We start from the raw sequence: 22,990 nt of genomic DNA on the forward strand, positions 1-22,990 counted from the left end.
AGACCTCAATGCTCGTGCGCGGCACTGCCCTTGCCGATTTCGGCCTTGATGACGAAGCTGTTGCGGGCGGCATAGACGTCGCCCTCGCTGAGCCCGAACAGCACTTCGGCGTGCTCGCCGTCCTTGTCGCCAAGCTCGATCTCGCGGGCCTCGAACTTGTCGCCCGCGCGCGCGAAGACGACATTGCGGTTCTCCAGCGTCTGCAGCGCGCTGAGCTTGATCACCAGCGGGGCTTTCTTTTCCGAAAGAATCAGGCGCGCTGTGACGAAAAGGCCGGGGCGCAGGCGGCCGCCGGCATTGGCGGCGGTGGCCCGGGCGAGCGCGCTTTGGGTTTCGGCGGCGCCGATCGGGGAGACGTAGCTGATGCTGGCGTGGATGGGCGGACCGCCGTCCTCGACATCGATCATCACGGCATCGCCGACCTTGACGCGACGGAAGTCGCGACGCGGGACCGAGAGGTCCACCCACACCGTCGAGAGATCGGACACGGTGAATGCCGGCTTCTGTTCGGAGGCGTATTCGCCGAGCGAAACCTGCCGGTCGATCACGGTGCCGGCGATCGGGGCGCGCAGTTCGTACAGCGTGAGGCTCTGGTTGCTCTCGATCGTGGCGACGACCTCGTTCTTCTGCACGGCGTCGCCAACGCGCTTCTTCACCTCGCGGACAATGCCCGGAAAGCGCGGCGTGATCTGCACGGTCTGTTCCTGATTGGCCTGAAGAATGCCGTTGAGGCGCAGGACGTCACGGAGCGTTCCCGGCTGCACCTTTTCCAGCTCGATGCCCGCAGCCAGCACCTTGGCGTCGCTCATCGTGACGCCGTCGTCGCCATGCGCGTGTTCCTTCTCGTCATGGCCATGACCGTGCGCATGCCCCGTGGTCGTGCTGTTCTTGCCCGGCGTTGGGGCGTCGAGGATCTTCATGCCGGCGAAGACCGCGCCGGCCAGCAGCAGAAGCACCACGGCAGCGGTGACAATACGCCTCATCGGTTCGCTCCTCGGGCCAGCACAAAGGGATCGCCGACGAGACCTTCGAGCGTCGCGATTGCGGTATGCAGATTCTGGGTCGCCTCCTGTTCGCGCAGATTGGCCTGCCCCACGGAGCCGAGCACATCGAGCACTTCGAGCAGCGTGAAGCGGCCCTGTTCGAATCCGGCCTGGATCGCGTCGGCGGAGGTCCGGGCGGTCGGGATCGTGGAATCGCGCAGGATCTGGAGTTCGCGGAGCGAGGCCGTCAGCGTGTCGTAGGCGCGCCCCGCCACCAGCAGCAGCGCGGCGCGGTTGATCGCCCGCTCGGCGCGCGTCTTCTCCAGGTTTTGCTGGGCTGCGAGAATGTCGCCCTTGTTCTGATCCCAGATCGGGAGGGCGACCGAGACTCCGAGCCTGACCGCATCGTCGCCGGTTTCGTTGTAGTGCCGCCAGCCCGCCGAAAGGCGCAGATCGGGGTAGGGCTTCAGACGCGCGATCAACAGTTCGGCATTGCGTTGCGCCCGGACCGACGTCCAGCGCATCAGCGCCGGATTTGATTCGATCGCGGCGAGGATCTTCGCGAATGGCGGCGCGCTGCCGATGGCGACCGACCGTCCCGTTACCGAAGCAAACGATGGTGCGTTGTCGCCCATCAGGATCGCGAGTTCGCGCCGTGCGCTCGCGAGCAGCCCGCGCGTGCGCTCGAGATCGACCCGCACGAGGTCGGCGGCGATGGTCGAACGGCCGGTTTCGGCCGGAGAGGCCGCGCCGGCGTCGATCCGGCGCTGCAGCAGCGGGGTCAGGCGGTTGAGCGAGGCGACCTGCTCGGTGAGGATCTCGACGCGGCGCTGCAAGCCGAGCACCGAAAAGAACGCGATTGCCGTCTCGGAGAGAATCTCAAGCCGCGTGGCGCGGCGTTGCCAAGTGACGGCATCGACCTCGGCAACGCCGGCGGCGATGCGGGCGTCGCGCTTGCCCCAGAGTTCGACGACCTGGCTGATCTGCAGCGTCGTTTCAGCCGATCTGGTGCCGCGATACTTGCCGCTGCCAAGCGAGTCATCCAGTTCGGCTGAAAGCTCGGGATTGGGAATCGCGCCGGCCTGGATGCGCCGGCCGGTGGCGATGCCGATGTCGCGCTCGGCGGCGGTCAGGCGAGGGTTGGTGGCCAGTGCGCGCGACAGCGCACCCGCAAGTGTCAGCACGCGCTCGCTCGCTTGGGCGTGCGCCTGGGCGACGAGAAGGGTTGCGATGGCAGCGACGGCGAACGTAAGGCGCGCGCGCATGAAGTTTGGATTCCCGAATCATCGAAAGATGCAGCAGTGCTGCCGGCGAGCGGACGCATTACGTCCGCCGCGGCGAGCGCGGTTTTTGCGATGTCAGGCTATGGGTGGCGGAAATTCTGCCGGAATCGGCCGCGTCGAAAGTTTGGACACGACAGTTTCAACCCGCACGCTGTGGGGGTTGTGCCCAGCCAGGGCCACGAAGGTCAGCTCTTCCGCGATCTGCATGCAGAATTGACAGACGGACTCGGCGCCGGCAGCAGCGCCATGATCCGTTCCATCAGCGGCGGCCATGCTCCACGTCGTCTTGGCGGCGGGCTGTGCGAAGCAATGGCCCGCGTGGCAGATGGTCAGCAGAACGAACGCGGAGAGGCACACGACCGTGATCAGTCGTCGCCAGTCGCCATTCGCAATGCGTAATCCAACGCGCTTCAAGCAGGCTCTCCTTCGCCCCAACTGTTAGTCGCGCGTTGTGCGGGGGTCAAGGGTGGACGGTAGTGTTATACTATCACGAAGTTGCTGCATTCTCGTGCGCGCACTATGACGGATGCGCGTCGGAGGTGAGGGAGCAACGGGGATGGAATTGGTAGGGCATTTGCGCCTCTCGAAACAGGTCTGGATCGATCTCGCTTTCTTCTGCGCCGTTCCGATCGCGCTGGCGATGCTTTCCGCCGTTCTCGGACCATATGTGTCAATTTTCGGAACCGGGGGCGCAATCGCCTATGTCCTCTTGCTCGCCATTGTCCCTTGGTGGCTGACCGGCTTTGCCACCGAGTTGGCGAGCAAACGCATTCGGGGAAGACTGCCACTTTGGCTGATCGCGGCCATCGGCGCGATCATCTCCGGCCCCTTCGTGTCGCTGTACGTTTATTTCGTCAATTCGATCGCCGGCGACATCTGGCCTGCGCTGGACGCCTTGCGGCCGGCGACCTTCGGCGCAGAACATCTCAAAGCAGCCGCCTTGTCGGAGGGACGCGCCATCGTTCTCTGGATTGCCTTCGTCATCATTTTCCAGGAGACGCTGGGCTGGCAGCGATTTGCGCCGCCGGCCGCGGGAGCGAGTCGCGAGGAGCGCTTTCAACTGAGCGGCGCCGAATGGACGGCGGACGACGACGCGCTGCTGCGTTCGTTGATCGGCAGCGGCAAGCCGCCGCGGGCGATTGCGCTGGAAATGAAGCGTACCGTCGGGGGCATCCGCGCGAGGACGGCCAAGCTGGGGCTTCGGAACAACCGGATCGGGGATAGCTCCGCCGACTGAGGCGCGTTGCGCTTGCGCAAGCTCCCGCAAGCGAGGGCGGCGGTTTGTCGGGCGACACCTCAGCCCAAGGGGGATCTCGGCGGCGCCGCTTGAGGCCGTTTTCTCGTTCAGGCAATCAGCCGAGGTACCTGGCGACCTCGAATGTGAATTTCACTTGCAGGACAAGGCCAGCGTCGTTTCTGACATCGACCGACATTTGACGGTTGTTGCTGCCATCGTATTTTGAGGCGCGCACTGCATCTCGGGCCATTTCTGCCAAGGTTCTCGCGGCCTCTTCCTGCACAGATGCGATGCTCGATAGCTCCATTCCTTCATCATCAAATGATAGGTTATCTCCGTCCCGAAAGTCGAAGTAGTAGCGTGGCATCGGCCCTCATCCAGCTTAGTCGGTCGTGAGAGCTACAGAAACCAGACTTCGCCTGCTCTCAATCAGACATAGGTTTATTCGGCTGACTAATTGAGAACGCTGAGGCCTAACCGGCCGCTCACCTTCAATTGGGCCGGTGCCGAGCCACTGGCGCTCCTTCGCAAGCTGCCGGTAGCAGGCCGGCACATTTAGGATGCGCACTGAACCTGATCTGGTGGACGGTGCCACGTCAGACCGTGCCCGCGAGTTTTAAAATAGCGACGGAATCGGAGTTTCAGAAGTTTAGGAGAGGCAGTAGAGGCAGGTTGCCTAAGTGATTGATCGCCTGTATTGATCCGCCCCGATGGGGCCACGTGGCGGAGTGGTTACGCAACGGTCTGCAAAACCGTGTACACCAGTTCAATTCTGGTCGTGGCCTCCATCCATATAATCAATGACTTAGGCTGACTATATGAGGGGCAGCTGCAAGCCGGCCGTTTCAGTAGGCGGCTTGCCAGCCCTCGGGGAACGGAACCAGCGGCCAAAGGGTCCGGTTGTCGTTGGCGGCGCGCGGCGACGGATAAGAGCGCTGCGTCTGGACCATGAAATCATCCTCCCGTGCTGGCGCGATGGCCGTTTGAACGGCTTCCAGCAGCAAATCGTATTCAGCTTCGCTCATCGCGCTCTCCGGGGTTCCAGAGGGCGACGGTCGCAAAACAACTTTGTTTCCAGATTGAGCAGATCGCTCGAATTTTAACGATTCGGCGGCCGCGGCAAGACTGGCTACCAAGGCTGGTTAATGAAGTGTTGAGGTTCCCGCGCGAACCGTAGGCTGTTCGCACGCAAGGCGCGTGTGAGAAAAATCACATTTTGCAAAATTTAGTTCGCGTATCCGGCTGGATGACGCCTGCCTCATGAGAGCGGGTGCAATCCAGGAGGCGCGGTCATGAAGGCAAGGTTTGCGCGAAGTGCGGCACTGCTCCGTCGTTCCCGTCGAGCGTCGACGCTCGGTTTCCTGCTGGCGCTGATGGCGGGCGGCTCAGTGCATGCGCAGCAAGGTACGCCGGAACAGCGCAGGGCCTGTACGCCCGACGTCTACCGGCTCTGTGCCGGCGAAATCCCCAACGTGCGGGCGATCACCGCCTGCTTGCGCCGGCAAAAGGGAAGCCTGAGTTCGGCCTGCGCGGCGGTGTTCGAGCGTTGAGGGCGGCGGCGCGCGACGTCCTCACACCTCCAGCGCTGCCAGATTCTTCGGCAGCATCCGCTTGAATAGAGTGAGGATGCGGGCGGCTTCCTTCGCGTCCTGCGTGATGGCGTGGCGGACGGTCGCGGCGATCAGCGTCATCATCAGTTGGGAAAACGAGGCCAGCGCGGATGCGGGCGTGTCGGGCGCGATCCGCCGCAGCGCCTCGCCGAGCAGTCCGGCGAGATAGGCGCCGTCTTCCTCGTCGAGTTTCTGCAGGGCACGGTCGGCCTGCGTCGCCTGCCAGATGTCGCGCATGACCGGCACCTCCATGAACATCCGATAGTAGCTGTCGGTAATGCGGCATAGGGCCGGATGCAGATCGCGGGTAGCCTTGACCACCGCGAGGTCGCGCTGGACGCAGTCGCGGCCAATCGCGTTGTAGCGTTCCGCCAGCGTGCCGATGATCGCCGTCTTGTCCGGAAAGTACTGATAGAGCGAGCCGAACGGCACGCCGCTGCGTTCGACGACGTCGCTCATACGGAAGGCTTCGCTGCCTTTCTCCGCCATCAATTCCGCCGCGCAGGCCAGGATTTTTTCGAACCGCTCGCGGCTGCGCTGCTGGGTCGGGACCAGGCGCGCCAGCGCAGGCGCAGCCTCGGCTGTTTTCGGTCCGGCTTTCGCCCGCGGCATCGGTCCTCTCACATAAAAGCGACTTGACGTTACTAATACGAGAGTTTATCGCATTTAGCAAATACGAGATGTTCTCGTATTGCTCCCGAAAGGATTTCTTCATGTCGGAACTCCCGATTCTGATCATCGGTGGCGCGGGCAAGACCGGTGCGCGCGTCAATGCGCTGCTGCAGTCGCGCGGCATCCCGACCCGGCCAGTGTCGCGTTCGACGCCTGTACCGTTCGACTGGACCCGCCCCGAGACGTGGCCGGCCGTGCTTGCCGGCGTCTCGATGGCCTACGTCACCTATCAGCCGGATCTTGCGGTCGAGGGCGCCGCCGAGGCGATCGCGGACGTGGGCCGGCTGGCGCGCGAGAACGGGCTTGAGCGCGTCGTCCTGTTGTCGGGCCGCGGCGAGCCGAGGGCGCAGCGGGCGGAGGCAGCGCTGCAGCAGTCCGGCGTGCCCTGGACCATCGTGCGCGCGAGCTGGTTCAACCAGAATTTTTCCGAAGGCTACCTGCTCGACGGCGTACTGGCCGGCGAGATCGCACTGCCGGCGGGCGCCGTGCGAGAGCCGTTCATCGACGTCGACGACATCGCCGAGGTCGTGGTGGCGGCGCTGACGGAGGCGCGCCATGTCGGCAAGCTCTATGAGGTGACGGGACCGCGCGCGCTGACGTTTGCGCAAGCGGTTGCCGAGATCGCCGAGGCCGCGGGGCGGCCGGTTCAGTACCGGCAGGTCGCGCCGCAGGATTTTGCAGCCGCCATGCGCCCCCATGTGCCCGACGACGTCATCGAGCTGATGCTGGAGCTGTTTACCGTCGTGCTCGACGGACGCAATTCCGCTGTCGCGCATGGCGTCGAGCAGGCGCTCGGCCGCCCCGCACGCGACTTTTCCGACTACGCCCGCCGGACCGCCGCGACCGGTGTGTGGAGGGCTTGATCATGCTGCAGATGTTGATCACCGGCCTGCTGTGGTTCTCCGCCATCGGCTGCGGCCTGCTCGCCGGGCTCTACTTCGCGTTTTCGGCCTTCATCATGACGGCGCTCGGCCGCATCGGACAGGCCGCCGGCATCGCCACCATGAATGCGATCAATGTCGTCATTGTGCAGTCGCTGTTCCTGCCGGTCTTCCTGGCAACGACGGCAACGAGCGCGGCGCTGGCGGTGATGGCGCTGTTGCGCTGGGGTGAGCCGGGCGCGATGGCGATGCTGGCCGGCGGCGTACTCTACGTGCTTGGCATGTTCGTCGTCACCATGATCTTCAACGTGCCGCTGAACAACGCGCTTGCCGCGGCCGATCCCGCAAGCCAGGAGGCCGCCTCGCTGTGGGCGCGCTATCTGACGGACTGGACGTTTTGGAATCACGTACGGACGGTCGCGTCCACGGCAGCCTGCGCGCTGTTTATCGCCGCCATTGCGGCGAAGTAAGAAGGGCCGGCAAAGAAAAAGCCGCCCGGAGCAGGGCGGCTTTCGAATTTTGTTCAGCGCGAGCGATCAGGCCGCGGTGGGCGCGCTGCTGCTGCGCTTGCGGCGGTAGGCCATGAAGCCGACGCCCGCAAAACCGAGGATCATCATCGCCCAGGTCGAGGGTTCCGGGACCGGCGGCGCGGTTTCGAAGGTGAAGTCTGCCAGGATCTTGAGCGTCGACGTCTTGCCCTCGGGGTTCGTCCATTTGCCGGTGTTTTTGTCGTACCATCCATCGCCATATTCAGCGAAGTGGATGTCGGACACCGTAACGCCGTTGAGGGTGAACGGACCAAGGTTGTTGAGCAGTGTCTGGCTGATGTTGAACACGTTGTCAGGCGACGGGTTGGTCGTCTGCTGGATGTTCAGGCTGAACTCCTGCTTATCAAACGCATTGTTCGGCGAGGTGAAGTTCAGCGAGAAGGTGTATTTGACGTTGAAATTCTGGTCGGTGTTGTAGGTCGCAAGGTTCACCCAGGTGATCTTGCCGATGACGTAGTCGTCCTGGTTCGACGTGATGTTGCCGGTGATATCAGTAATCGTCAGCGTGCTCGGCTTGTTGTTATTCGCCGCGCCCGACATTTTGAGCACGTTGTAGTTATTGGTGATGGAGCAGGTCGGGCTGCCGCTGCAATTCGAGATGCCGGAAAAGTTGCCGTCACCGGTGAAGCTAACGACGGCCGCGTTTGCCGGGGCATGCGCCAAACCGGCCAGCAAACCCGCGGCCAAAAATTTAAATATCCTGCTCATAATACGACATCCCGGTTTTTAATCTGTTTTTATTTAATGGAACCTTTTCAGATATTATATAGGTAGTCAAGTGCGGTTTAATTTCCATAATTAAATATTGTGAGGTTGCGCGGCGGCCCGTGTTCGCTCCGCGGGAAGCGCCCCCGACGGCGTCGTCCGGACCGAAGGCCAAGCCTTTTCTGATAGCTAAACAGACGATCAGGCCCGCCAGCTGGCGGGCAGGCGGATCGCTCGCTCGGAAATCCCGCGCTGGGAGGCTTTAAATCGCGGTAAGGCGGTGCGCTATTCTTCCGGCTGGCTGGGGGCCGCGCGGCGCAGATCGATCTGTCGTGTCGGAGAACGGATAAAGGCCGTGAATGGGCAAAAGCCGTTGCTGGCTCCCCGGGCTGGATTCGAACCAGCGACCATTCGATTAACAGTCGAATGCTCTACCGCTGAGCTACCGAGGAATAGGCGAACCAAAGGCTCGCGAGCGGGGAGCGTATAACAAAGCCCTTCGCGCTTGCAAAGGACCAAATCACGGCCGGCGCATTTGCTTGAAGCGGGCCGGAAAGCTCCCGTGCGCCAATGATTTGTCAGCATTTTAGGCGTTCGGAGGCGGGGAGCGGAACCAATCGCGTGGAATTCCGTCATCCCCAGGCGTCATGGATCGGGCCGCCAATTCGACTCAATCGGCCCGGAGCCTCCGCGGCGCTGGGTTTCAAGGGAGCTGATTCGATGCCAGCCATTGCAACCGACCTCACGCAGACTGTTCCTTCAATCGTCCCGAGCGACATTCCCGCCATGAGCGACGACGAATGCCTGTTTCGGCTCGCCAAAGCCATTGAAGCGCACGATGAAGCGCACGATACCGAGCATTTGGACGAAGTCGCGCGGCTGATCGGCCGGCTGGCGGTCACGGTCGAATAGGCGGCTTTTCCGCTTCGGCCGCGGACGGCCCGGTCGCAGCCGGGCGCATGTTGCGTTTTGCCGGAGCTTGTACCAAAGATGGCCCGGCTTTCAGCCGTCGGTTCCAGTTCTCTTGCGGTAACCCCGCATGCTTTCAGGGTCTTAGTCTATGTCCGGTTTTGCGGCCGCGCGCCAGAATATGGTCGATGGTCAGGTGCGTCCGAGCGACGTGACCGATTCCCGTATCATCGATGCGATGCTGGCGGTGCCGCGTGAGGCCTTCGTTCCCGAAAACAAGCAGGCGCTGGCCTATCTCGATCTCGATCTCGACGTCAGCGAAAGCGGCGCAGCCAAGCGCTACCTGATCAAGCCGGCGGTGCTGGCGAAGATGCTGCAGGCGGCGGAGATCAAGGAGAGCGACCGCATCCTGGTGGTCGGCTGCGCCACCGGTTACGCCGCCGCCGTGATCGCCCGATTCGCTTCCCAGGTGAGCGCGACGGAGAGCGATTCGGCGCTGGCGGCGAAAGCGCAGACGATTCTGGCGGCCAACGGCTGTGGAAATGTCACGGTCCGGACCGCGGCGGCTGTGGATGGAGATCCGGCGGGGGCGCCTTATGATGTGATCGTGCTGAACGGCGCAACCGAGATCGTGCCGGAGCAGCTCTACGGACAATTGCGCAGCGGTGGCCGATTGGTTGGCGTTTTTGCGACGTCGCGGCCTGCACGGGCTACCATCGCGACCTGTTCGCACGGCGATTTCGGTCACCGGACGCTGTTCGATGCTGCCGCCCCGGTGCTGCCCGGCATGGAACTCGTTCCAGCCTTCGTTTTCTAGCCTTTCAGCCCTTTCCACGCCCAATATTTGCCCTTGGTGGCCGGCTAAATCCTCTTCGAAATCAGAAGTGTGGCCGGATTGCCCCACGTGAAGAGTTTCGACGGCCTATACTCCCGGAGTAGTTCCGTCGGGCTTACGTGCGGATTAAGGTGAGCTGGGACTCACTTCGAATGAAGCGACGTTCGGTTAATGATCATGTGGGACCATGATCACGGGCCGGGCGACCAAATAGATCGGATTGCTTGGGATGCGTGGGGTGAAGGAATTTGCCGGAGCTGCAGCTTCGGCCCTTCTAATAGTGTGCATGGGCTCGACGCCCGTCTTGGCCGACACGATTGAGGCGGCCTTGGTGCGCGCCTATCAGAATAATCCGCAGCTCAATGCGCAGCGTGCGCAGGTGCGCATCACCGACGAGAACGTGCCGCAAGCGCTGTCGGGCTACCGTCCGCGAGTCGCAGTCACGGCAAGCGCGGGTTACCAATATACGGATACGCTGAGCACGCAGGGCGGCGACGCGAACAACCTCGTCAAAACCCCTATTCACGGCGCCAATCCGCCCCGCAGCGTCGGTGCCACCATCACGCAGACGCTATTCAACGGCCAGCAGACCGCGAACCGGACCAGGGCCGCGGAAGGTCAGGTCTCCGGCGCGCGCGAGGCGCTGCGTTCGCTCGAACAGACCGTGCTGCTCAGCGGCGCCACGATCTACATGGACTACCTGCGCGATTCCGCGATCGTCGAGGTGCAGAAGAGCAACGTTCGCGTGCTCGAGCAGACGCTGAAGCAAACGCGCGACCGCTTCAATGTCGGCGAAGTCACGCGCACCGACGTTGCGCAGTCGGAAGCCCAGCTCGCCGCCGGCAAAACGCAGCTCCTCACCGCAGAAGCCAACCTCAACACGACGCGCTCGAATTTCCGCCGCATCATCGGCAACGAGCCGCAAAACCTGGCGCCGGGCTCACCGGTCGACCGCTTCCTGCCGGCGACGCTGCCGGCCGCCGTCGAGCTCGGCCTGACGCAAAATCCGAACGTCACCGCAGCGATGTTCGGCATCGACGTCAGCTACCTCCAGGTCAAGGTGGCCGAAGGCGCGCTGTTGCCGGTGGTCACGCTGCAGGCCTCCGTGCAGCAGTCCTATGAGCAGAGCCTGATCCAGTTCCGCTCGTTCGGCGCGTCCGCGGTCGCGCAGCTCAACGTTCCAATCTATCAGGGCGGCGCTGAATACTCGTTGATCCGCCAGTCCAAGGAAACGGTAGCGCAGCAGCGCCTCGTTCTCGACCAGACCCGCGACCAGACCCGCGCCAACGTGGTCACGGCATGGGGACAGCTCGTTGCCGGCAAGGCGCAGGTTGCCTCCGCCCAATCGCAGGTGCAGGCATCGGAAATCGCGCTCAACGGCGTGCGCGAGGAAGCCAAGGCCGGACAGCGCACCACGCTCGACGTGCTCAACGCCCAGCAGGCGCTGGTCAATGCCCGCGTCGCGCTGGTTACCGCGCAGCACGATCGCGTGGTGGCGTCGTACTCCGTGCTGAGCCAGATCGGACGGCTGTCGCCGCAGGTGCTCAACCTGCCCACCACCGTCTACGATCCGAGCGTGCACTATCATCAGGTGCGCGACAGCTGGGCCGGCGTTCGCACGCCCGACGGCCGCTGATATCTGAGTCTATTCCCGCACAGTCGGGACGAATATCGACGCCCGGCGCCTGTTGCGCCGGGCGCTTTGCTTGCAATCATTTGTGGCCATGACGTACCGTTTCCGGGGCGAGCTGAGCGATTCGCGGCTTGTGTCCTTGCATCGCACGGACGCGCGTCGGGTTGTATTTTGAGGGGAGCAGGTCCCCCGCGTGGTGTGGCGGGCGGGCTTGATCTGGGGACAAGTCAGGCTTCTGCGATGAAAATCCCGACCTGCATATCCGGAACCGGCAATTCCTCCGTGGCTTTGGTATAAAATGGTTTCGATGTGGAGTCGGAGATGACGCAGCCTGCAAAGGTCCAAGAGCCCTCGATGGAGGAGATTCTGGCGTCGATCCGTCGCATCATCGCCGACGACGAGGCGAAGCCCGTGGCCGCCAAGCCGGAGGCCGCTGCCGCGCCGGCACCGAAACCGGTGATGAGAGACATCCCGCCCTCGGCGATTGCTCCCAAGCCGGCGGCGCCCAAGCTCGCACCAGCCCCGCCGCCACCGCCTGCGCCCGAACCGGCAGCCAGCAACAACCAGGACGACATCGACGCGATGCTGGCGAGCCTCGATGCGGCAACGCCCGAGGCCGATATCAGGCCGGCGCCGCAGCCGGAGGCCGACGTGTTCGAGCTCACTGACGAGATGGCGTTGCCTGACCCGGCGCCGCCACCGCCGCCGGTATCATCGTTCAGCAAGATCGAGCCGGCGGACGACATCGAATTCAGCGAGGCCCGCAGGGCCAGGCAACCGGTTCACGAGCCGTCGTTCGATAACTCACCCCCTGGGCCGCCGATCTTGTCGCATTCAACCGTTTCCGCCGTCGAGTCCGCCTTCAATTCCCTGGCCAATACCGTGCTGAGCAACAACGCGCGAACACTGGAAGATCTGGTCAAGGAAATGCTGCGGCCGATGCTGAAGTCCTGGCTGGATGACAATCTGCCGGGCCTGGTGGAGCGGATCGTCAAGGCCGAGATCGAGCGGGTTTCGCGCGGGCGCTAGTTCCAGAACGCCTGGCGAGACTGCATCAAGCCCCATCGGGACATTCAAACCGGCGTTATCGCGGGGCTCCCGCTGCCCCGGACTAACGTTGGCCGGTTGACTTGAGGCGCTGTGGCGGCTTTCTAGGGGCCGTCCGGCGCCGATCCCGTCAGAACCGGCCGCTATCCGTTGATTTGATGTGTATTCTCTAGGCAATCCGGCAACGGATTGCCTGAAAGCGCACCCAGCACCCAACTGCATTGTCATGATCGAGAAAAACTACCAGCCCGCCGATATCGAAAGCCGCATGTCCCGGATCTGGGAGGAGAGCGGCGCGTTCATGGCCGGCCGCCCGGAACGGAAGGACGCCGCGCCGTTCACCATCGTGATCCCGCCGCCGAACGTGACGGGTTCGCTGCATATGGGCCACGCGCTCAACAACACGCTGCAGGACATCCTCTGCCGCTTCGAGCGGATGCGCGGCCGCGACGTGCTGTGGCAGCCCGGCACCGACCATGCCGGCATCGCGACCCAGATGGTGGTCGAGCGGCAATTGATGGAACGGCAGGAGCCGGGCCGGCGCGACCTCGGCCGCGCCAAATTCCTCGAACGCGTCTGGCAGTGGAAGGCCGAGAGCGGCGGCACCATCGTCAACCAGTTGAAGCGCCTCGGCGCCTCCTGCGACTGGTCGCGCGAGCGCTTTACGATGGACGAGGGGCTGTCGCGCGCGGTCGTGAAAGTGTTCGTCGAGCTGTACCGCGAGGGCCTGATCTACAAGGACAAGCGGCTGGTCAACTGGGATCCGAAACTTCTCACCGCGATCTCCGATCTCGAAGTGCAGCAGGTCGAGGTCAAGGGCAGCCTCTGGTATCTGCGCTATCCGATCTCGGGCATGACCTTCAGCCCCGACGATCCCTCGACGTTTGTCGTTGTGGCGACGACGCGGCCCGAGACGATGCTCGGCGACACCGCGGTTGCCATACATCCGGACAATGAACGGATCGGGCACCTGATCGGCCAGCACGTGATCCTGCCGCTGGTCGGCCGCCGCATCCCGATCGTCGGCGACGACTACGCCGATCCCGAAAAGGGATCGGGTGCGGTCAAAATCACGCCGGCGCATGACTTCAACGACTTCGAGGTCGGCAAGCGTCACAGCCTGCCGCAGATCAACGTGTTCGATCGCGAGGGCTGCATGGCCCTCGTCGACAACGAGGATTATCTGCGCGGATTGCCCGAAGGCGTGCTGATGCTCGCCGAGGAGCTCCACAATGTCGACCGCTTCGCCGCTCGCAAGAAGATCGTGGCGCGGCTGGAGGATTTCGGCTTCCTCGAAAAGATCGAGCCGAACACGCACATGGTGCCGCATGGCGACCGCTCCAACGTGGTGATCGAGCCCTATCTGACCGACCAGTGGTATGTCGACGCCAGGACCATGGCGCAGCCGGCGATTGCGGCCGTGCGCTCGGGCGCGACCACCTTCGTGCCGAAGAACTGGGAGAAGACCTATTTCGAATGGATGGAGAACATCCAGCCCTGGTGCATCTCGCGTCAGCTCTGGTGGGGTCATCAGATTCCGGCGTGGTACGGGCCCGACGGCAAGGTGTTCGTCGCCGAGACCGAAGAGGAAGCCGTCGGCAACGCGCTCGGCTATTACGTCGAGCAGGAAGTCATCACGGAAGAGCAGGGGCGCGAGATGGCGCAGGACCCTGCCAAGCGCGAGGGCTTCATCACGCGCGATGAGGACGTGCTCGACACCTGGTTCTCCTCAGGCCTGTGGCCGTTCTCGACGCTCGGCTGGCCCGACGACACGGCGGAAGTGAAGCGCTATTACCCGACCAGCGTGCTCGTCACGGGCTGGGACATCATCTTCTTCTGGGTTGCCCGGATGATGATGATGGGCCTGCACTTCATGAAGGATGCGCCGTTCTCGACCGTCTACATCCACCGTCTCGTCCGCGACGAGAAGGGTGCGAAGATGTCGAAGTCGAAAGGCAACGTCATCGATCCGCTCGGCGTGATCGATGATTTCGGCGCGGACGCGCTGCGCTTTGCGCTGGCGCGCGGTGCAGCGCTCAACCACGACATCAAGCTGTCGCCGCAACTGGTCGAGACCAATCGTAATTTTGCGACCAAGCTGTGGAATGCCTGCCGCTTTGCCGAGATGAACGGCTGCGACAAGCCTGATGGCTTCGAGCCGACGGCGGCGGAGGAAACGTTGAACCGCTGGATCGCGCACGAAACCTCGCGCGCCACGCGCGAGGTGACCGAGGCGATCGAGGCCTATCGCTTCAACGACGCGGCGAACGCGATCTACCGCTTCGTCTGGAACGTCTATTGCGACTGGTATGTCGAACTCGCAAAACCCTTGCTGATGGGCGAGGAGGGGACGGCGAAAACCGAGACCCGCGCTATGATCGCATGGGCGCGCGACGAGATCCTCAAGCTGCTCCACCCGTTCATGCCCTTCATCACCGAGGAGTTGTGGGCAGTAACGGCAAAGCGCGACGGCCTGCTGGTGCTGGCCGAATGGCCGCTCAAGCCGGAGCGGGGGGCGCTCCCGCTTGATTTGACACTAATCACGAAAGACAACCCGCAGATTCCACCGGAGCTTGCCGCGTTCGCTGCCACTTTCGTCGATCATTCGGCCGAAGCCGAAATCGGCTGGGTGGTCGACCTCGTCACCGCCGTCCGGTCGGTGAGATCGGAAATGAACATCCCGCCGGCAACGTTGATCCCGGTGGTGCTGTCGGCTACGTCTACGGAGACCAAAGACCGCGCGGGACGTTGGAGCGACATCATCAAGCGTCTGGCGCGTCTGTCGGATATCTCGTTCGCCGATCGCCCACCCGAAGGCGCGGTGCAGTTGCTCGTGCGCGGCGAGGTCGTGGCGCTGCCGCTCAAGGGCGTGATCGACCTCTCGGCTGAAAAGACCCGGCTCGACAAGGAAATCGTCAAGGCCGACGCCGACATCAAGCGCGTTGACGCCAAGCTCGGCAACGAGAAGTTCGTGGCGAATGCGCCCGAAGAGATCGTGGAAGAGGAAAAGGAAAAGCGCGAGGCGGCGGTTGCGCGCAAGGCCAAGCTGCAGGAAGCGCTGGAGCGGCTGAAGCTGGCGTCCTGAGAAAGGGCGCTGACCTATCCCCGTCATTGCGAGCGAAGCGACTTGTCCGCCGTAGCTTTAGCGAAGGCGGAAGCAATTCATAGCGCCACACGCGGAGAGGTGGATTGCTTCGTCGCTTCGCTCCTCGCAATGACGACTGAGAGAGTCATCATCGAGGGCCTGATCGATGCTCGACCACGTCTCCATCACGGTATCCGATTTCGCCGCCGCCGAACGCTTCTACGACGCGATCATGGCAGCCCTCGACGTCGTCAAGGTCGGCCGCAGCGACCGCTGGCTCGGCTATGGCGAACGCGCCGACGCGCAGTATCCGGACCGCGTCTACATCGCCATCTACAAGGGCGCAGAACCGGACGAAGCCACCAGCCGCCACTGGTGCTTCAAGGCCAAATCGCGAGCCGAGGTCGACGCCTTCTGGCGCGCCGGCATCGCCGCCGGCGGCACCGACGACGGCCCACCGGGCCTCCGACATTATCACGCCGCCTATTACGGCGCCTTCCTCCGCGACCCCGACGGCAACAAGGTCGAAGCGGTGTGCCATCGGGCTGAGTAGGGCACGCGGGGGACTCGTGGCCCGCATGAGCGGCTTGTCCGCCGTAGCTCAACGAGCGAAGGCGGAAGCGACATCCGGGGTCGGTCGTCCCGCATATCGCGGAGCTCACGCGGGTTACGTGCTGCCATCTGTCCCGGTCAGACAAACAGAAAATCGCTGGCGTGGATTTGGCTCAATGTCGTGTTCTTGATCTCGATGGTGTTGTTGGCATCAACCGTGATCACGACGCTGGTGCCAACTTCGGCCATGTGCGATTGGAGCGCGCTGAAGTCGGCGAACACCGTCTTGTCGAACTGAATGATGTCCTGCACGCCGTCGGTGTTCTGGAAGTCGGCAATGGTGTCGTTGCCGAAGCCAGGGGCGAAGACGAACGTGTCATTGCCGGCCCCGCCAGCCAGATAATCGTTTCCGCCGCCGCCGGTCAGCCGGTCGTTGCCGCTGCCGCCATACAGGAACTCGCTGCCGGTGCCGCCCTGGAAGCTGTCATTGCCATCGTCTCCGGACATTTGGGTTGCCGCGGTCCCGCCCTTGAGCTGGTCGTCGCCGGCATTGCCGTGCATCGTATCGAGTCCGCCGCCACCGGATAGATAGTCGTTGCCGTCACCGCCATTCATGGCATTGGCTGCGCCGCTGCCATAGAGCTGGTCCTTGCCGGCGCCGCCGTCGAGCAGGGCGCCGGTGTCGCCGGTGTTGGCCTTGACGACGTCGTTGCCGTCGTCGCCATAGAGTTGGTCGGTGGCCGTAGTGATGCCGGCGCCGCTATTGATCGTGTCGTCATCAGCCCCACCGTGGATCGCATCCGCGCCGGGGCCGCCATTGATGGTATCGTTACCTGCGCCGCCCTGGATCATGTCCGTCCCGGCACCGCCGCTGATCGCATCCTTGCCTGCACCTCCGTCGAGGTCGTCATCATCGGTCGACGCGCCGAAGAACAGGTCCTGGCGAGCCGTCATGTCATAGTGGATGGACTTGTTCTGATAGAGGTTCCAGGTTCCCGGCGAACTGGGATTGACGGCATCGGAGACGGCAAGGTGCTCGCCGTTGACGGTGATGTCCTTGATATAGAGGTTGCGGTCGCCGCCGGAACTGACCGCATCGTTGATGAAAGCAATATCGAGACTGCTGATCGTCGCCGGGTTGCGAAACTGGAAGGTGTAGGTCTGATATCCGGAGGGATCGGCCGCGGCGTGAAATTCCACGATATCGCCGATCTGCTGGCCGTTGATCAGCAGTTTCATCTCGGCCCCGACGCCGTCGATGACGGGGCTGTAGCCGGTTACGGTGACGATCGTCTCCGTGAGTTTGGGAATCACATCGGGGCCGCCGACGATGGCGTCGTTGCCGGCGCCGCCCCTGATCACGTCGTTGCCGATATCGCCTGATAGCGTGTCATCGCCGCCGCCGACATCGATGAGATCGGCCGATGGCGAGCCTGGGTTGGTGAGGGCCGGCGGCTGGTGCTGTCCGCCATACCACTCGGTGATCAGTTGCTCTGCCGGCTTGCCCATCGGCGAGTAGCCTGTCGGCGAATACAGGTTGTTGGCGTCCCAGTTCCAGATCTGAGCGCCCTTGAACCAGCTGCCGCCTTCGGAACCCCACACCTGAAAGAACGCGTCGAACGCGTCATACTGCTCCTGCAGGTCCTGCGTGGTGCCGCCCCAGCCGCCCGGACTGATGTTGGTGCCGTCGACGCTGCGGAAACCGGTTTCCGTGAACAAGACCGGCTTGTCGTACTTGACGGCGAGCGAATGGAAGAAATCGACCGGCGACATGTGATCCATCACGGCCGCCCAGTAATTGTCCGTCGGCATCGATTTCCACGCTGATATCATCTGATCGACCGAGGGATCGAGGCTCGTCGTCAGCGGTGGATAGGCATTGATGCCGATCTCGTCGACCTTGTCCCAGAAGCTGACGTTGATGGCTTCGTCGGTCGCGGCGGAGTAGGTGATGGTGCCGTGGTATACCTCGCGCACGGAATCGATGATGTCGATCCAGTAGCTCCGGAACTGCGATCCGGTGAGCTTGGCGAGTTCATTGCCGATCGAGAACGACTCGACGCCGGATTGCTCGGCGATGGTCGCGAAATGGACGATCGCAGCCTTGTATGAGGCGAAGAAGGCGGCGGGGTCGCTTGGCGCCAGCTTGCCCTGATTGGTTCCGTCGAGACCGGTGAGCATCGGCTTGAGCATGACGTCGAGGCCGAGCGCGTGGGCATTGGCAATCGCTGTTGCAATGTTGGCGTCGCTCTCGGTCTTGTCGGGATGGACGATGATGTCGTTCGACGTTCCCGTCTGCATGAAGATGCGGGGCGCCAACGAAATCGAATTGGCGTTTGTCGCTTCTATCGCCCGCATCGCGGACAAGGCAGCATTGGTGACAAAGGCGCCGTTATAGTTCGATAGAAAGCCGAATCCCTGGACCGAAAATACGCCCGCCATCGTGCAGCTCCTTTTCTTCTTCAGTTTCTATTTGCTGCCTGATGAGCCCATTGGTTCCGCAAACTCAGTAGTCTTGCGTGTTCCCGCGTTTTCAACGCGGCCCAGTTTCTGGGCACTCGACTCGCGCACGGCAAAGCAGCGCGCCACAGATACGCGCGCACCGTGGGTGTGTCGTGACAGGATTGAGTCGTTGTTGCGATTGTTGAAGGAACTGCCAGTGCGGCGGCTGGTTTGTTCGGCATGTCGCTCCGCTCATGCGGGTTACTCGGACTCCGGTGCGCTCAATTTGGGTTGATCCCTGGATCGCTACGGATGCCGCGCATTTGGACGCTGCGCCAATGCGCGATTTTCTCCTGCAACTTCAAGCTGATTTGCCCCGTCCAGTGGTGCGCGGAAAAATAAACCGCTTCGCGCAAGACCCAAATCACGCCTACAAATTGCGCCATCCCGTCCCGAGAAGAGGGGCGTTGGCCATCGTCACGAACGTTGGGACGGGTTGCGGTGGACGCGGCAGCGTCGGGCGCGAGAGGTGTTCGCAGGGCGGCTATCCGTGAGTGAACACAACGCGCAGGACGTACGGCGCTTTAACGCCTCCGTCGGAGCTTCGGCCGGCAAGCACTTGGCTGGTCGATGTCTTTGGCGAAGGAAGCTGCGTACGGCAAAACCGTGTGGTCCTGGCACCCGTGGCTGGTGTCAAGCCGGCGGAGGTTTTTCGAAGCCCGACCGGGTTTCGACGAACCGCCAATCTGCCGGCGACGGAGGCCAGAGGAATTCGGCTCCGGGGAGAACACGGCATAAGCCGTAAACCCACTGCGCAGGGAATGCCGGGCTGCTCCGGCTGTACCTGTATGCTCGTGTGCGCATTTCCTTAAGTGCATTTGCACACGGGACCGCGGGTGCGGCAAGCACCCGGCATTCCCTGCGCCCTCTCATCTTGACGAGGGCATCAGATGCAAACCTCGGGCGGATTACGTCGCGAGAGCGCGAAACTGTATCCACCGTCATTGCGAGCGCAGCGAAGCAATCCACTCTTTCTTTGCTCGGCGACATGGATTGCTTCGCTTCGCTCGCAATGACGAATGAAAGAGAAACGGCTTTGTCAAAACCGCTTGCTCAGAAACTTCGATCCCTTCAGCCCGTAGCGCCACGGCAGATCGACCGCTTTTGTGATGCCGATCCGCACGCCGGAAATGGTCTCCGCCTTGCCGACCCGCGCATGCAGCGCGAACGGCGGCGTGTCGAGCGGCAACTCATTATGCTTGATCGTGATGCCGAGCGCCTCGCACAGCTTGCCAGGCCCCGAGCACAGCGCGCGGGCCTCCTGCAGGCCGCGGCGGCGGCGCATCGCAGGCAGGCCATGCGTCGGCTCAAGCGCGCGGATCAGGACGGCGCTGGCCGAGCCTTCCGCCTCGCAGACGAAGTTCACGCACCAGTGGATGCCGTAGGAACGGTAGACATAGGCAAAGCCTGGCGGGCCGAACATCACCCGGTTGCGCGGCGTCGGTCCGTTGAAGGAATGCGCGGCCGGGTCGGTGTGATGATAGGCCTCGACCTCGGTGATGATGCCTCCGACGCCGCCAACCAGAAGTGTGGCGCCGATCAGGTCCGGCGCCACCTCGTGGACGCTGCGGCCGAAGAACGAGCGTTTCAGCGGCTTGCCGAGTCGGGGGGCGGCGCCGTCGGCCGGCTTCGGGCTTTGAGCCATTTTCAGGTGAGAATCGTTCGCGGAAGGGGTGAAATTCGTCATTATCTTGCACGATCTGCCAGGTTTCGCGAGTGGCGGTTGCAGGCGCCCGCGACACGGATTAGCTAGGTATTCTCGTCATTTCTGGACTTAACATGGTCGTCCTCGTCGATACCGTCTCCACCAACCAGGTGCGCCCGCGTCACCCCGAAAAGGTGAACCGGCCGGATGCGCTGTCGCCGCCGAAGCCGGACTGGATCCGGGTGCGGGCGCCGAACACCCGCGGCTATGCCGATACAAGGAAGATCGTCAAGGAGAACGGCCTCGTCACGGTGTGCGAGGAGGCCGGCTGCCCGAATATCGGCGAGTGCTGGGACAAGAAGCACGCCACCTTCATGATCATGGGGGACACCTGCACGCGGGCGTGCGCGTTCTGCAACGTCAAGACCGGCATGCCCAGCGCGCTCGACGCCAATGAGCCGGAACATGTGGCGGAAGCGACCTTCAAGCTCGGCCTGACCCATGTGGTCGTGACATCGGTCGATCGCGACGATCTCGGCGATGGCGGCGCCGAGCATTTTGCGCAGACCATTCGCGCCATTCGCGCGCGCTGCCCGACCACGACGATCGAAATCCTCACGCCAGATTTCCTCCGCAAGGAGGGCGCGCTCGAAGTGGTCGCGGCGGCAAAGCCCGACGTGTTCAACCACAATCTGGAAACCGTGCCGGCGCGTTATCTCACCGTTCGGCCGGGTGCGCGCTACTTCCATTCGATCCGGCTGTTGCAGCGGGTCAAGGAGATCGACCCGACCATCTTCACCAAGTCAGGCATCATGGTCGGCCTTGGCGAGGAGCGCCACGAGGTGCTGCAGGTGATGGACGATCTGCGCTCGGCGGATGTCGATTTTCTCACCATCGGGCAGTATCTGCAGCCGACGCGCAAGCATCACGCTGTCATGCGCTACGTCACGCCGGATGAATTCGCGGGCTACGAGAAGGTCGCCTACACCAAGGGGTTTCTGATGGTGTCGGCGAGCCCGCTGACCCGTTCGTCGCACCATGCCGGCGAGGATTTTGCCAAGTTGCAGGCGGCGCGCATCGCGCGGGGCCGCTAGCCTCGGATTGAACCAATGCAACGTGTTCTCGTGATGGGATCGTCGGGGTCCGGCAAATCGACATTTGCGCGGCGGCTGTCGGATATGACCGGCATTCCCTTCGTCTCGCTGGACGCGCTGTACTGGAAACCCGGCTGGGTCGCCTCAGATAATGCGGAGTTCGGGCAGCGCGTGGTAGAGGTCATGCGTAAGCCGCAATGGGTCATCGACGACAATTACACCAGCAGCGGCGCGGGCGAACTGCGCCGCGAGATCAGCGACACCGTGATCTGGTTCGACCTGCCGCGCCGGAGCTGCATGCTCGGCATCATGCGGCGGATCGCCGGCAGTTATGGCCAAGTCCGCCCGGAGATGGCTGAAGGCTGCCCCGAGAGGATCGACTTCGAGTTCTTCCGTTACGTCTGGACCTATCGCCGGCAACAGCGGCCGAAGCTTCTCGACTATTTTCAAGGTTTGCGCGCCGATCAATCGCTCGTCTGCTTCACCGACCGGATGCAGGCGGACGACTATCTGAACCAGATTGCGCTCAAGCGCAGTCAAACGAGTATTCACTGATGCCGCGCTTCTCCAGCAAGCGCCGGGTTCATCACACCGCGACGCAGATGTTCGACCTGGTCGCCGATGTCGAGCGCTATCCGGAATTCGTGCCGCTGTGCCAGTCGCTGCGGATCCGTCAGCGCACGGCGAGGCCGGACGGCACTGAAATCGTGGTGGCCGACATGACCGTGTCGTTCAAGCTGGTGCGGGAATCCTTCACCAGCCGGGTGACGCTGGACCGGGCGAACCTGAAGATCATGGTCGAATACCTGAAGGGCCCGTTCAGCAATCTGGAAAACCGCTGGACGTTCGAGCCGAGATCGGAAACCGACTGCGATGTCGGATTCTTCCTGTCCTACGAATTCAAAAGCCGGATGCTGGCGATGCTGATGGGAACGATGTTCGACGCCGCGTTCCAGCGCTTTGCCGCCGCGTTCGAGAAGCGCGCGGATGCGGTTTACGGCAAGGCGGGGGCGGGGCCTGCTACCGGCTAAACATCCGCAAGGTCGGCGCGATCGGCCAGGCGGCGCGCGGCGTTATCGTAATGCTTGCGAGCCTTGTCCCGCGCCGCGGTGGGATCGCCGCGCTTGATCGCCTCGACCAGGCGGGCCTGCTCCTCGATCGCAACGGTAGCGAGCTCGGTGGCCTTGGTGTTTTTGACCGCGACCGATCGCAGCTTCTCGGCGATCTGGCCGTCGATCATCATGATGAAGTTGAGGGCGTGCTCATTGTCCGCCACCTTGGCGATGGTGTGGATCAGCTGGCGCTCGGCCTCGAAATGGCGCTCGGCGCCGCGCTCGCGGTCGCTGATCGCCTCGCGCATCTGCTTGAGGATGGCCTCCATGCGGACAACGTCCCGGTTGGAGCGCGCGACCGCCGCGTCCGCCGCGACCTCGATGACGACGCCGTTGCGCAGGCGCAGCAGCTTCAACAGCTCCTTGCGCTTCTGGAAACACTCAGGGCTGATCCGAAACGCCGTCCGCTCCTGCGGCTGGGCGATGAAGGCCCCGACGCCGACGCGGCTCTGGACGACGCCGTCATACTTGAGCTGCGAGATCGCTTCGCGGACCACGGTGCGCGCAACCCCGAACTCGTTCGCCAGCGCCTGTTCGGACGGCAAGCGGTCGCCTGGCCGAAGCTCGCCCGCGTGCAGGGCGCCGGTCAGGCTGGCGACGATCTCCTCCGGTAATGAAGGACTCCGTTCAAGCGATTTTACTTTCAAATTGATCATC

General features: G+C 63.1%; 24 protein-coding genes and 2 tRNA genes. 14 read left to right on the top strand and 12 right to left on the bottom strand.

From position 1 onward, the window contains the following. Positions 1-5: 5 nt before the first annotated feature. The 3 genes from ihpB to LMTR21_RS20410 all read right to left on the bottom strand — a co-directional run bounded on the left by ihpB (position 6) and on the right by LMTR21_RS20410 (position 2,680). Entirely contained in the window at positions 6-983 is a 978-nt protein-coding gene (ihpB, locus tag LMTR21_RS20400) for a divalent metal ion exporter adaptor subunit IhpB (RefSeq protein ID WP_065756186.1), read from the bottom strand. Then, a complete protein-coding gene (ihpA, locus tag LMTR21_RS20405; protein WP_065756185.1) occupies positions 980-2,248 on the bottom strand; it encodes a divalent metal ion exporter subunit IhpA in 1,269 nt (422 codons plus the stop codon). The genes ihpB and ihpA overlap by 4 nt, the downstream gene beginning before the upstream one ends. A 93-nt stretch (positions 2,249-2,341) precedes the next feature. Continuing rightward, on the bottom strand, positions 2,342-2,680 hold the full coding sequence (locus tag LMTR21_RS20410) for a hypothetical protein (RefSeq protein WP_065756184.1): 339 nt from the start codon (positions 2,678-2,680) through the stop codon (positions 2,342-2,344). Between the two features lie 142 nt (positions 2,681-2,822). Here LMTR21_RS20410 and LMTR21_RS20415 point away from each other — a divergent pair, with 142 nt between their 5' ends. Further along, a complete protein-coding gene (locus tag LMTR21_RS20415; RefSeq protein ID WP_141688623.1) occupies positions 2,823-3,503 on the top strand; it encodes a hypothetical protein in 681 nt (226 codons plus the stop codon). A gap of 115 nt (positions 3,504-3,618) precedes the next feature. Here the strand turns inward: LMTR21_RS20415 and LMTR21_RS20420 are convergent, their stop codons facing one another. Further along, on the bottom strand, positions 3,619-3,870 hold the full coding sequence (locus tag LMTR21_RS20420) for a DUF6894 family protein (protein ID WP_065756182.1): 252 nt from the start codon (positions 3,868-3,870) through the stop codon (positions 3,619-3,621). A gap of 347 nt (positions 3,871-4,217) precedes the next feature. On the opposite strand from LMTR21_RS20420, the gene LMTR21_RS20425 reads away from it, so the two are divergent. Further along, a tRNA-Cys gene (locus LMTR21_RS20425) sits at positions 4,218-4,291 on the top strand. Between the two features lie 57 nt (positions 4,292-4,348). On the opposite strand, the gene LMTR21_RS20430 is transcribed toward LMTR21_RS20425, so the two are convergent. After that, positions 4,349-4,528: a hypothetical protein gene (locus tag LMTR21_RS20430; protein ID WP_065756181.1), complete on the bottom strand. Its 180-nt coding sequence runs from the start codon at positions 4,526-4,528 to the stop codon at positions 4,349-4,351. A gap of 267 nt (positions 4,529-4,795) precedes the next feature. Here LMTR21_RS20430 and LMTR21_RS20435 point away from each other — a divergent pair, with 267 nt between their 5' ends. Further along, positions 4,796-5,053: a hypothetical protein gene (locus LMTR21_RS20435; protein WP_065756180.1), complete on the top strand. Its 258-nt coding sequence runs from the start codon at positions 4,796-4,798 to the stop codon at positions 5,051-5,053. 21 nt (positions 5,054-5,074) lie between these two features. On the opposite strand, the gene LMTR21_RS20440 is transcribed toward LMTR21_RS20435, so the two are convergent. Continuing rightward, positions 5,075-5,725, bottom strand: a complete 651-nt coding sequence (locus LMTR21_RS20440) for a TetR/AcrR family transcriptional regulator (RefSeq protein ID WP_065756179.1) — start codon at positions 5,723-5,725, stop codon at positions 5,075-5,077. 101 nt (positions 5,726-5,826) lie between these two features. Between LMTR21_RS20440 and LMTR21_RS20445 the strand changes: the two genes are divergently transcribed. Both LMTR21_RS20445 and LMTR21_RS20450 read left to right on the top strand, forming a co-directional pair. Further along, entirely contained in the window at positions 5,827-6,648 is an 822-nt protein-coding gene (locus LMTR21_RS20445; protein WP_065756333.1) for an NmrA family NAD(P)-binding protein, read from the top strand. 2 nt (positions 6,649-6,650) lie between these two features. Further along, complete coding sequence (locus tag LMTR21_RS20450; RefSeq protein ID WP_065756332.1) at positions 6,651-7,136, top strand: anthrone oxygenase family protein; 486 nt, start codon at positions 6,651-6,653, stop codon at positions 7,134-7,136. A gap of 66 nt (positions 7,137-7,202) precedes the next feature. Here the strand turns inward: LMTR21_RS20450 and LMTR21_RS20455 are convergent, their stop codons facing one another. Together LMTR21_RS20455 and LMTR21_RS20460 are read right to left on the bottom strand one after the other, a co-directional pair. Then, a complete protein-coding gene (locus LMTR21_RS20455) occupies positions 7,203-7,922 on the bottom strand; it encodes a choice-of-anchor K domain-containing protein (protein ID WP_084030971.1) in 720 nt (239 codons plus the stop codon). 374 nt (positions 7,923-8,296) lie between these two features. Then, a tRNA-Asn gene (locus tag LMTR21_RS20460) sits at positions 8,297-8,371 on the bottom strand. Positions 8,372-8,639: 268 nt separating this feature from the next. On the opposite strand from LMTR21_RS20460, the gene LMTR21_RS20465 reads away from it, so the two are divergent. The 6 genes from LMTR21_RS20465 to LMTR21_RS20490 all read left to right on the top strand — a co-directional run bounded on the left by LMTR21_RS20465 (position 8,640) and on the right by LMTR21_RS20490 (position 15,981). Next, on the top strand, positions 8,640-8,831 hold the full coding sequence (locus LMTR21_RS20465) for a hypothetical protein (RefSeq protein WP_065756331.1): 192 nt from the start codon (positions 8,640-8,642) through the stop codon (positions 8,829-8,831). 148 nt (positions 8,832-8,979) lie between these two features. Next, positions 8,980-9,645 (top strand): protein-L-isoaspartate O-methyltransferase family protein, encoded by a 666-nt coding sequence (locus LMTR21_RS20470; protein WP_065756177.1) that lies wholly within the window; start codon positions 8,980-8,982, stop codon positions 9,643-9,645. Positions 9,646-9,892: 247 nt separating this feature from the next. Beyond that, positions 9,893-11,299, top strand: coding sequence for a TolC family outer membrane protein (locus LMTR21_RS20475; RefSeq protein ID WP_065756176.1), 1,407 nt, complete (start codon positions 9,893-9,895; stop codon positions 11,297-11,299). 318 nt (positions 11,300-11,617) lie between these two features. Next, a complete protein-coding gene (locus LMTR21_RS20480) occupies positions 11,618-12,325 on the top strand; it encodes a PopZ family protein (RefSeq protein ID WP_065756330.1) in 708 nt (235 codons plus the stop codon). A 244-nt stretch (positions 12,326-12,569) separates the two neighbouring features. After that, a complete protein-coding gene (locus LMTR21_RS20485; RefSeq protein WP_065756175.1) occupies positions 12,570-15,428 on the top strand; it encodes a valine--tRNA ligase in 2,859 nt (952 codons plus the stop codon). A 166-nt stretch (positions 15,429-15,594) separates the two neighbouring features. After that, complete coding sequence (locus LMTR21_RS20490) at positions 15,595-15,981, top strand: VOC family protein (RefSeq protein WP_065756174.1); 387 nt, start codon at positions 15,595-15,597, stop codon at positions 15,979-15,981. Between the two features lie 137 nt (positions 15,982-16,118). Here the strand turns inward: LMTR21_RS20490 and LMTR21_RS20495 are convergent, their stop codons facing one another. From LMTR21_RS20495 to LMTR21_RS20500, 3 genes are all read right to left on the bottom strand, one after another. Beyond that, complete coding sequence (locus LMTR21_RS20495) at positions 16,119-18,422, bottom strand: glycoside hydrolase family 113 (protein ID WP_065756173.1); 2,304 nt, start codon at positions 18,420-18,422, stop codon at positions 16,119-16,121. 281 nt (positions 18,423-18,703) lie between these two features. Then, the gene (locus LMTR21_RS40135) at positions 18,704-18,868 is read right to left on the bottom strand and encodes a hypothetical protein (protein WP_187399149.1); all 165 of its coding nucleotides are present in this window, start codon (positions 18,866-18,868) and stop codon (positions 18,704-18,706) included. Between the two features lie 653 nt (positions 18,869-19,521). After that, positions 19,522-20,127: a DNA-3-methyladenine glycosylase gene (locus LMTR21_RS20500; RefSeq protein ID WP_065756172.1), complete on the bottom strand. Its 606-nt coding sequence runs from the start codon at positions 20,125-20,127 to the stop codon at positions 19,522-19,524. Positions 20,128-20,261: 134 nt separating this feature from the next. Here LMTR21_RS20500 and lipA point away from each other — a divergent pair, with 134 nt between their 5' ends. The 3 genes from lipA to LMTR21_RS20515 are packed head-to-tail and all read left to right on the top strand — an operon-like array spanning position 20,262 to position 22,252. After that, positions 20,262-21,221, top strand: a complete 960-nt coding sequence (lipA, locus tag LMTR21_RS20505) for a lipoyl synthase (RefSeq protein WP_065756171.1) — start codon at positions 20,262-20,264, stop codon at positions 21,219-21,221. 15 nt (positions 21,222-21,236) lie between these two features. Further along, a complete protein-coding gene (locus LMTR21_RS20510; protein WP_065756170.1) occupies positions 21,237-21,776 on the top strand; it encodes a P-loop NTPase family protein in 540 nt (179 codons plus the stop codon). After that, positions 21,776-22,252: a type II toxin-antitoxin system RatA family toxin gene (locus tag LMTR21_RS20515; protein WP_065756169.1), complete on the top strand. Its 477-nt coding sequence runs from the start codon at positions 21,776-21,778 to the stop codon at positions 22,250-22,252. Before LMTR21_RS20510 ends, LMTR21_RS20515 begins: the two co-directional genes overlap by 1 nt. Here the strand turns inward: LMTR21_RS20515 and LMTR21_RS20520 are convergent. Further along, on the bottom strand, positions 22,249-22,980 hold the full coding sequence (locus tag LMTR21_RS20520; protein WP_187399150.1) for a FadR/GntR family transcriptional regulator: 732 nt from the start codon (positions 22,978-22,980) through the stop codon (positions 22,249-22,251). The genes LMTR21_RS20515 and LMTR21_RS20520 overlap by 4 nt on opposite strands. Positions 22,981-22,990 lie beyond the last annotated feature (10 nt).

The organism is Bradyrhizobium paxllaeri, assembly GCF_001693515.2.
GTDB lineage: Bacteria > Pseudomonadota > Alphaproteobacteria > Rhizobiales > Xanthobacteraceae > Bradyrhizobium > Bradyrhizobium paxllaeri.

What these genes read in the sequence shown, in the direction of transcription:
- LMTR21_RS20450 (WP_065756332.1), top strand. Translation starts at nt 6,651, where the DNA reads ATGCTGCAGATGTTGATCACCGGCCTGCTGTGGTTCTCCGCCATCGGC.
- LMTR21_RS20485 (WP_065756175.1), top strand. Translation starts at nt 12,570, where the DNA reads ATGATCGAGAAAAACTACCAGCCCGCCGATATCGAAAGCCGCATGTCC.
- LMTR21_RS20510 (WP_065756170.1), top strand. Translation starts at nt 21,237, where the DNA reads ATGCAACGTGTTCTCGTGATGGGATCGTCGGGGTCCGGCAAATCGACA.
- LMTR21_RS20490 (WP_065756174.1), top strand. Translation starts at nt 15,595, where the DNA reads ATGCTCGACCACGTCTCCATCACGGTATCCGATTTCGCCGCCGCCGAA.
- LMTR21_RS20445 (WP_065756333.1), top strand. Translation starts at nt 5,827, where the DNA reads ATGTCGGAACTCCCGATTCTGATCATCGGTGGCGCGGGCAAGACCGGT.
- LMTR21_RS20480 (WP_065756330.1), top strand. Translation starts at nt 11,618, where the DNA reads ATGACGCAGCCTGCAAAGGTCCAAGAGCCCTCGATGGAGGAGATTCTG.
- ihpB (WP_065756186.1), bottom strand. Translation starts at nt 983, where the DNA reads ATGAGGCGTATTGTCACCGCTGCCGTGGTGCTTCTGCTGCTGGCCGGC.
- LMTR21_RS40135 (WP_187399149.1), bottom strand. Translation starts at nt 18,868, where the DNA reads ATGGCGCAATTTGTAGGCGTGATTTGGGTCTTGCGCGAAGCGGTTTAT.
- LMTR21_RS20420 (WP_065756182.1), bottom strand. Translation starts at nt 3,870, where the DNA reads ATGCCACGCTACTACTTCGACTTTCGGGACGGAGATAACCTATCATTT.
- ihpA (WP_065756185.1), bottom strand. Translation starts at nt 2,248, where the DNA reads ATGCGCGCGCGCCTTACGTTCGCCGTCGCTGCCATCGCAACCCTTCTC.
- LMTR21_RS20475 (WP_065756176.1), top strand. Translation starts at nt 9,893, where the DNA reads ATGCGTGGGGTGAAGGAATTTGCCGGAGCTGCAGCTTCGGCCCTTCTA.
- LMTR21_RS20515 (WP_065756169.1), top strand. Translation starts at nt 21,776, where the DNA reads ATGCCGCGCTTCTCCAGCAAGCGCCGGGTTCATCACACCGCGACGCAG.
- LMTR21_RS20440 (WP_065756179.1), bottom strand. Translation starts at nt 5,725, where the DNA reads ATGCCGCGGGCGAAAGCCGGACCGAAAACAGCCGAGGCTGCGCCTGCG.
- LMTR21_RS20470 (WP_065756177.1), top strand. Translation starts at nt 8,980, where the DNA reads ATGTCCGGTTTTGCGGCCGCGCGCCAGAATATGGTCGATGGTCAGGTG.
- LMTR21_RS20455 (WP_084030971.1), bottom strand. Translation starts at nt 7,922, where the DNA reads ATGAGCAGGATATTTAAATTTTTGGCCGCGGGTTTGCTGGCCGGTTTG.
- LMTR21_RS20430 (WP_065756181.1), bottom strand. Translation starts at nt 4,528, where the DNA reads ATGAGCGAAGCTGAATACGATTTGCTGCTGGAAGCCGTTCAAACGGCC.
- lipA (WP_065756171.1), top strand. Translation starts at nt 20,262, where the DNA reads ATGGTCGTCCTCGTCGATACCGTCTCCACCAACCAGGTGCGCCCGCGT.
- LMTR21_RS20465 (WP_065756331.1), top strand. Translation starts at nt 8,640, where the DNA reads ATGCCAGCCATTGCAACCGACCTCACGCAGACTGTTCCTTCAATCGTC.
- LMTR21_RS20415 (WP_141688623.1), top strand. Translation starts at nt 2,823, where the DNA reads ATGGAATTGGTAGGGCATTTGCGCCTCTCGAAACAGGTCTGGATCGAT.
- LMTR21_RS20435 (WP_065756180.1), top strand. Translation starts at nt 4,796, where the DNA reads ATGAAGGCAAGGTTTGCGCGAAGTGCGGCACTGCTCCGTCGTTCCCGT.
- LMTR21_RS20495 (WP_065756173.1), bottom strand. Translation starts at nt 18,422, where the DNA reads ATGGCGGGCGTATTTTCGGTCCAGGGATTCGGCTTTCTATCGAACTAT.
- LMTR21_RS20500 (WP_065756172.1), bottom strand. Translation starts at nt 20,127, where the DNA reads ATGGCTCAAAGCCCGAAGCCGGCCGACGGCGCCGCCCCCCGACTCGGC.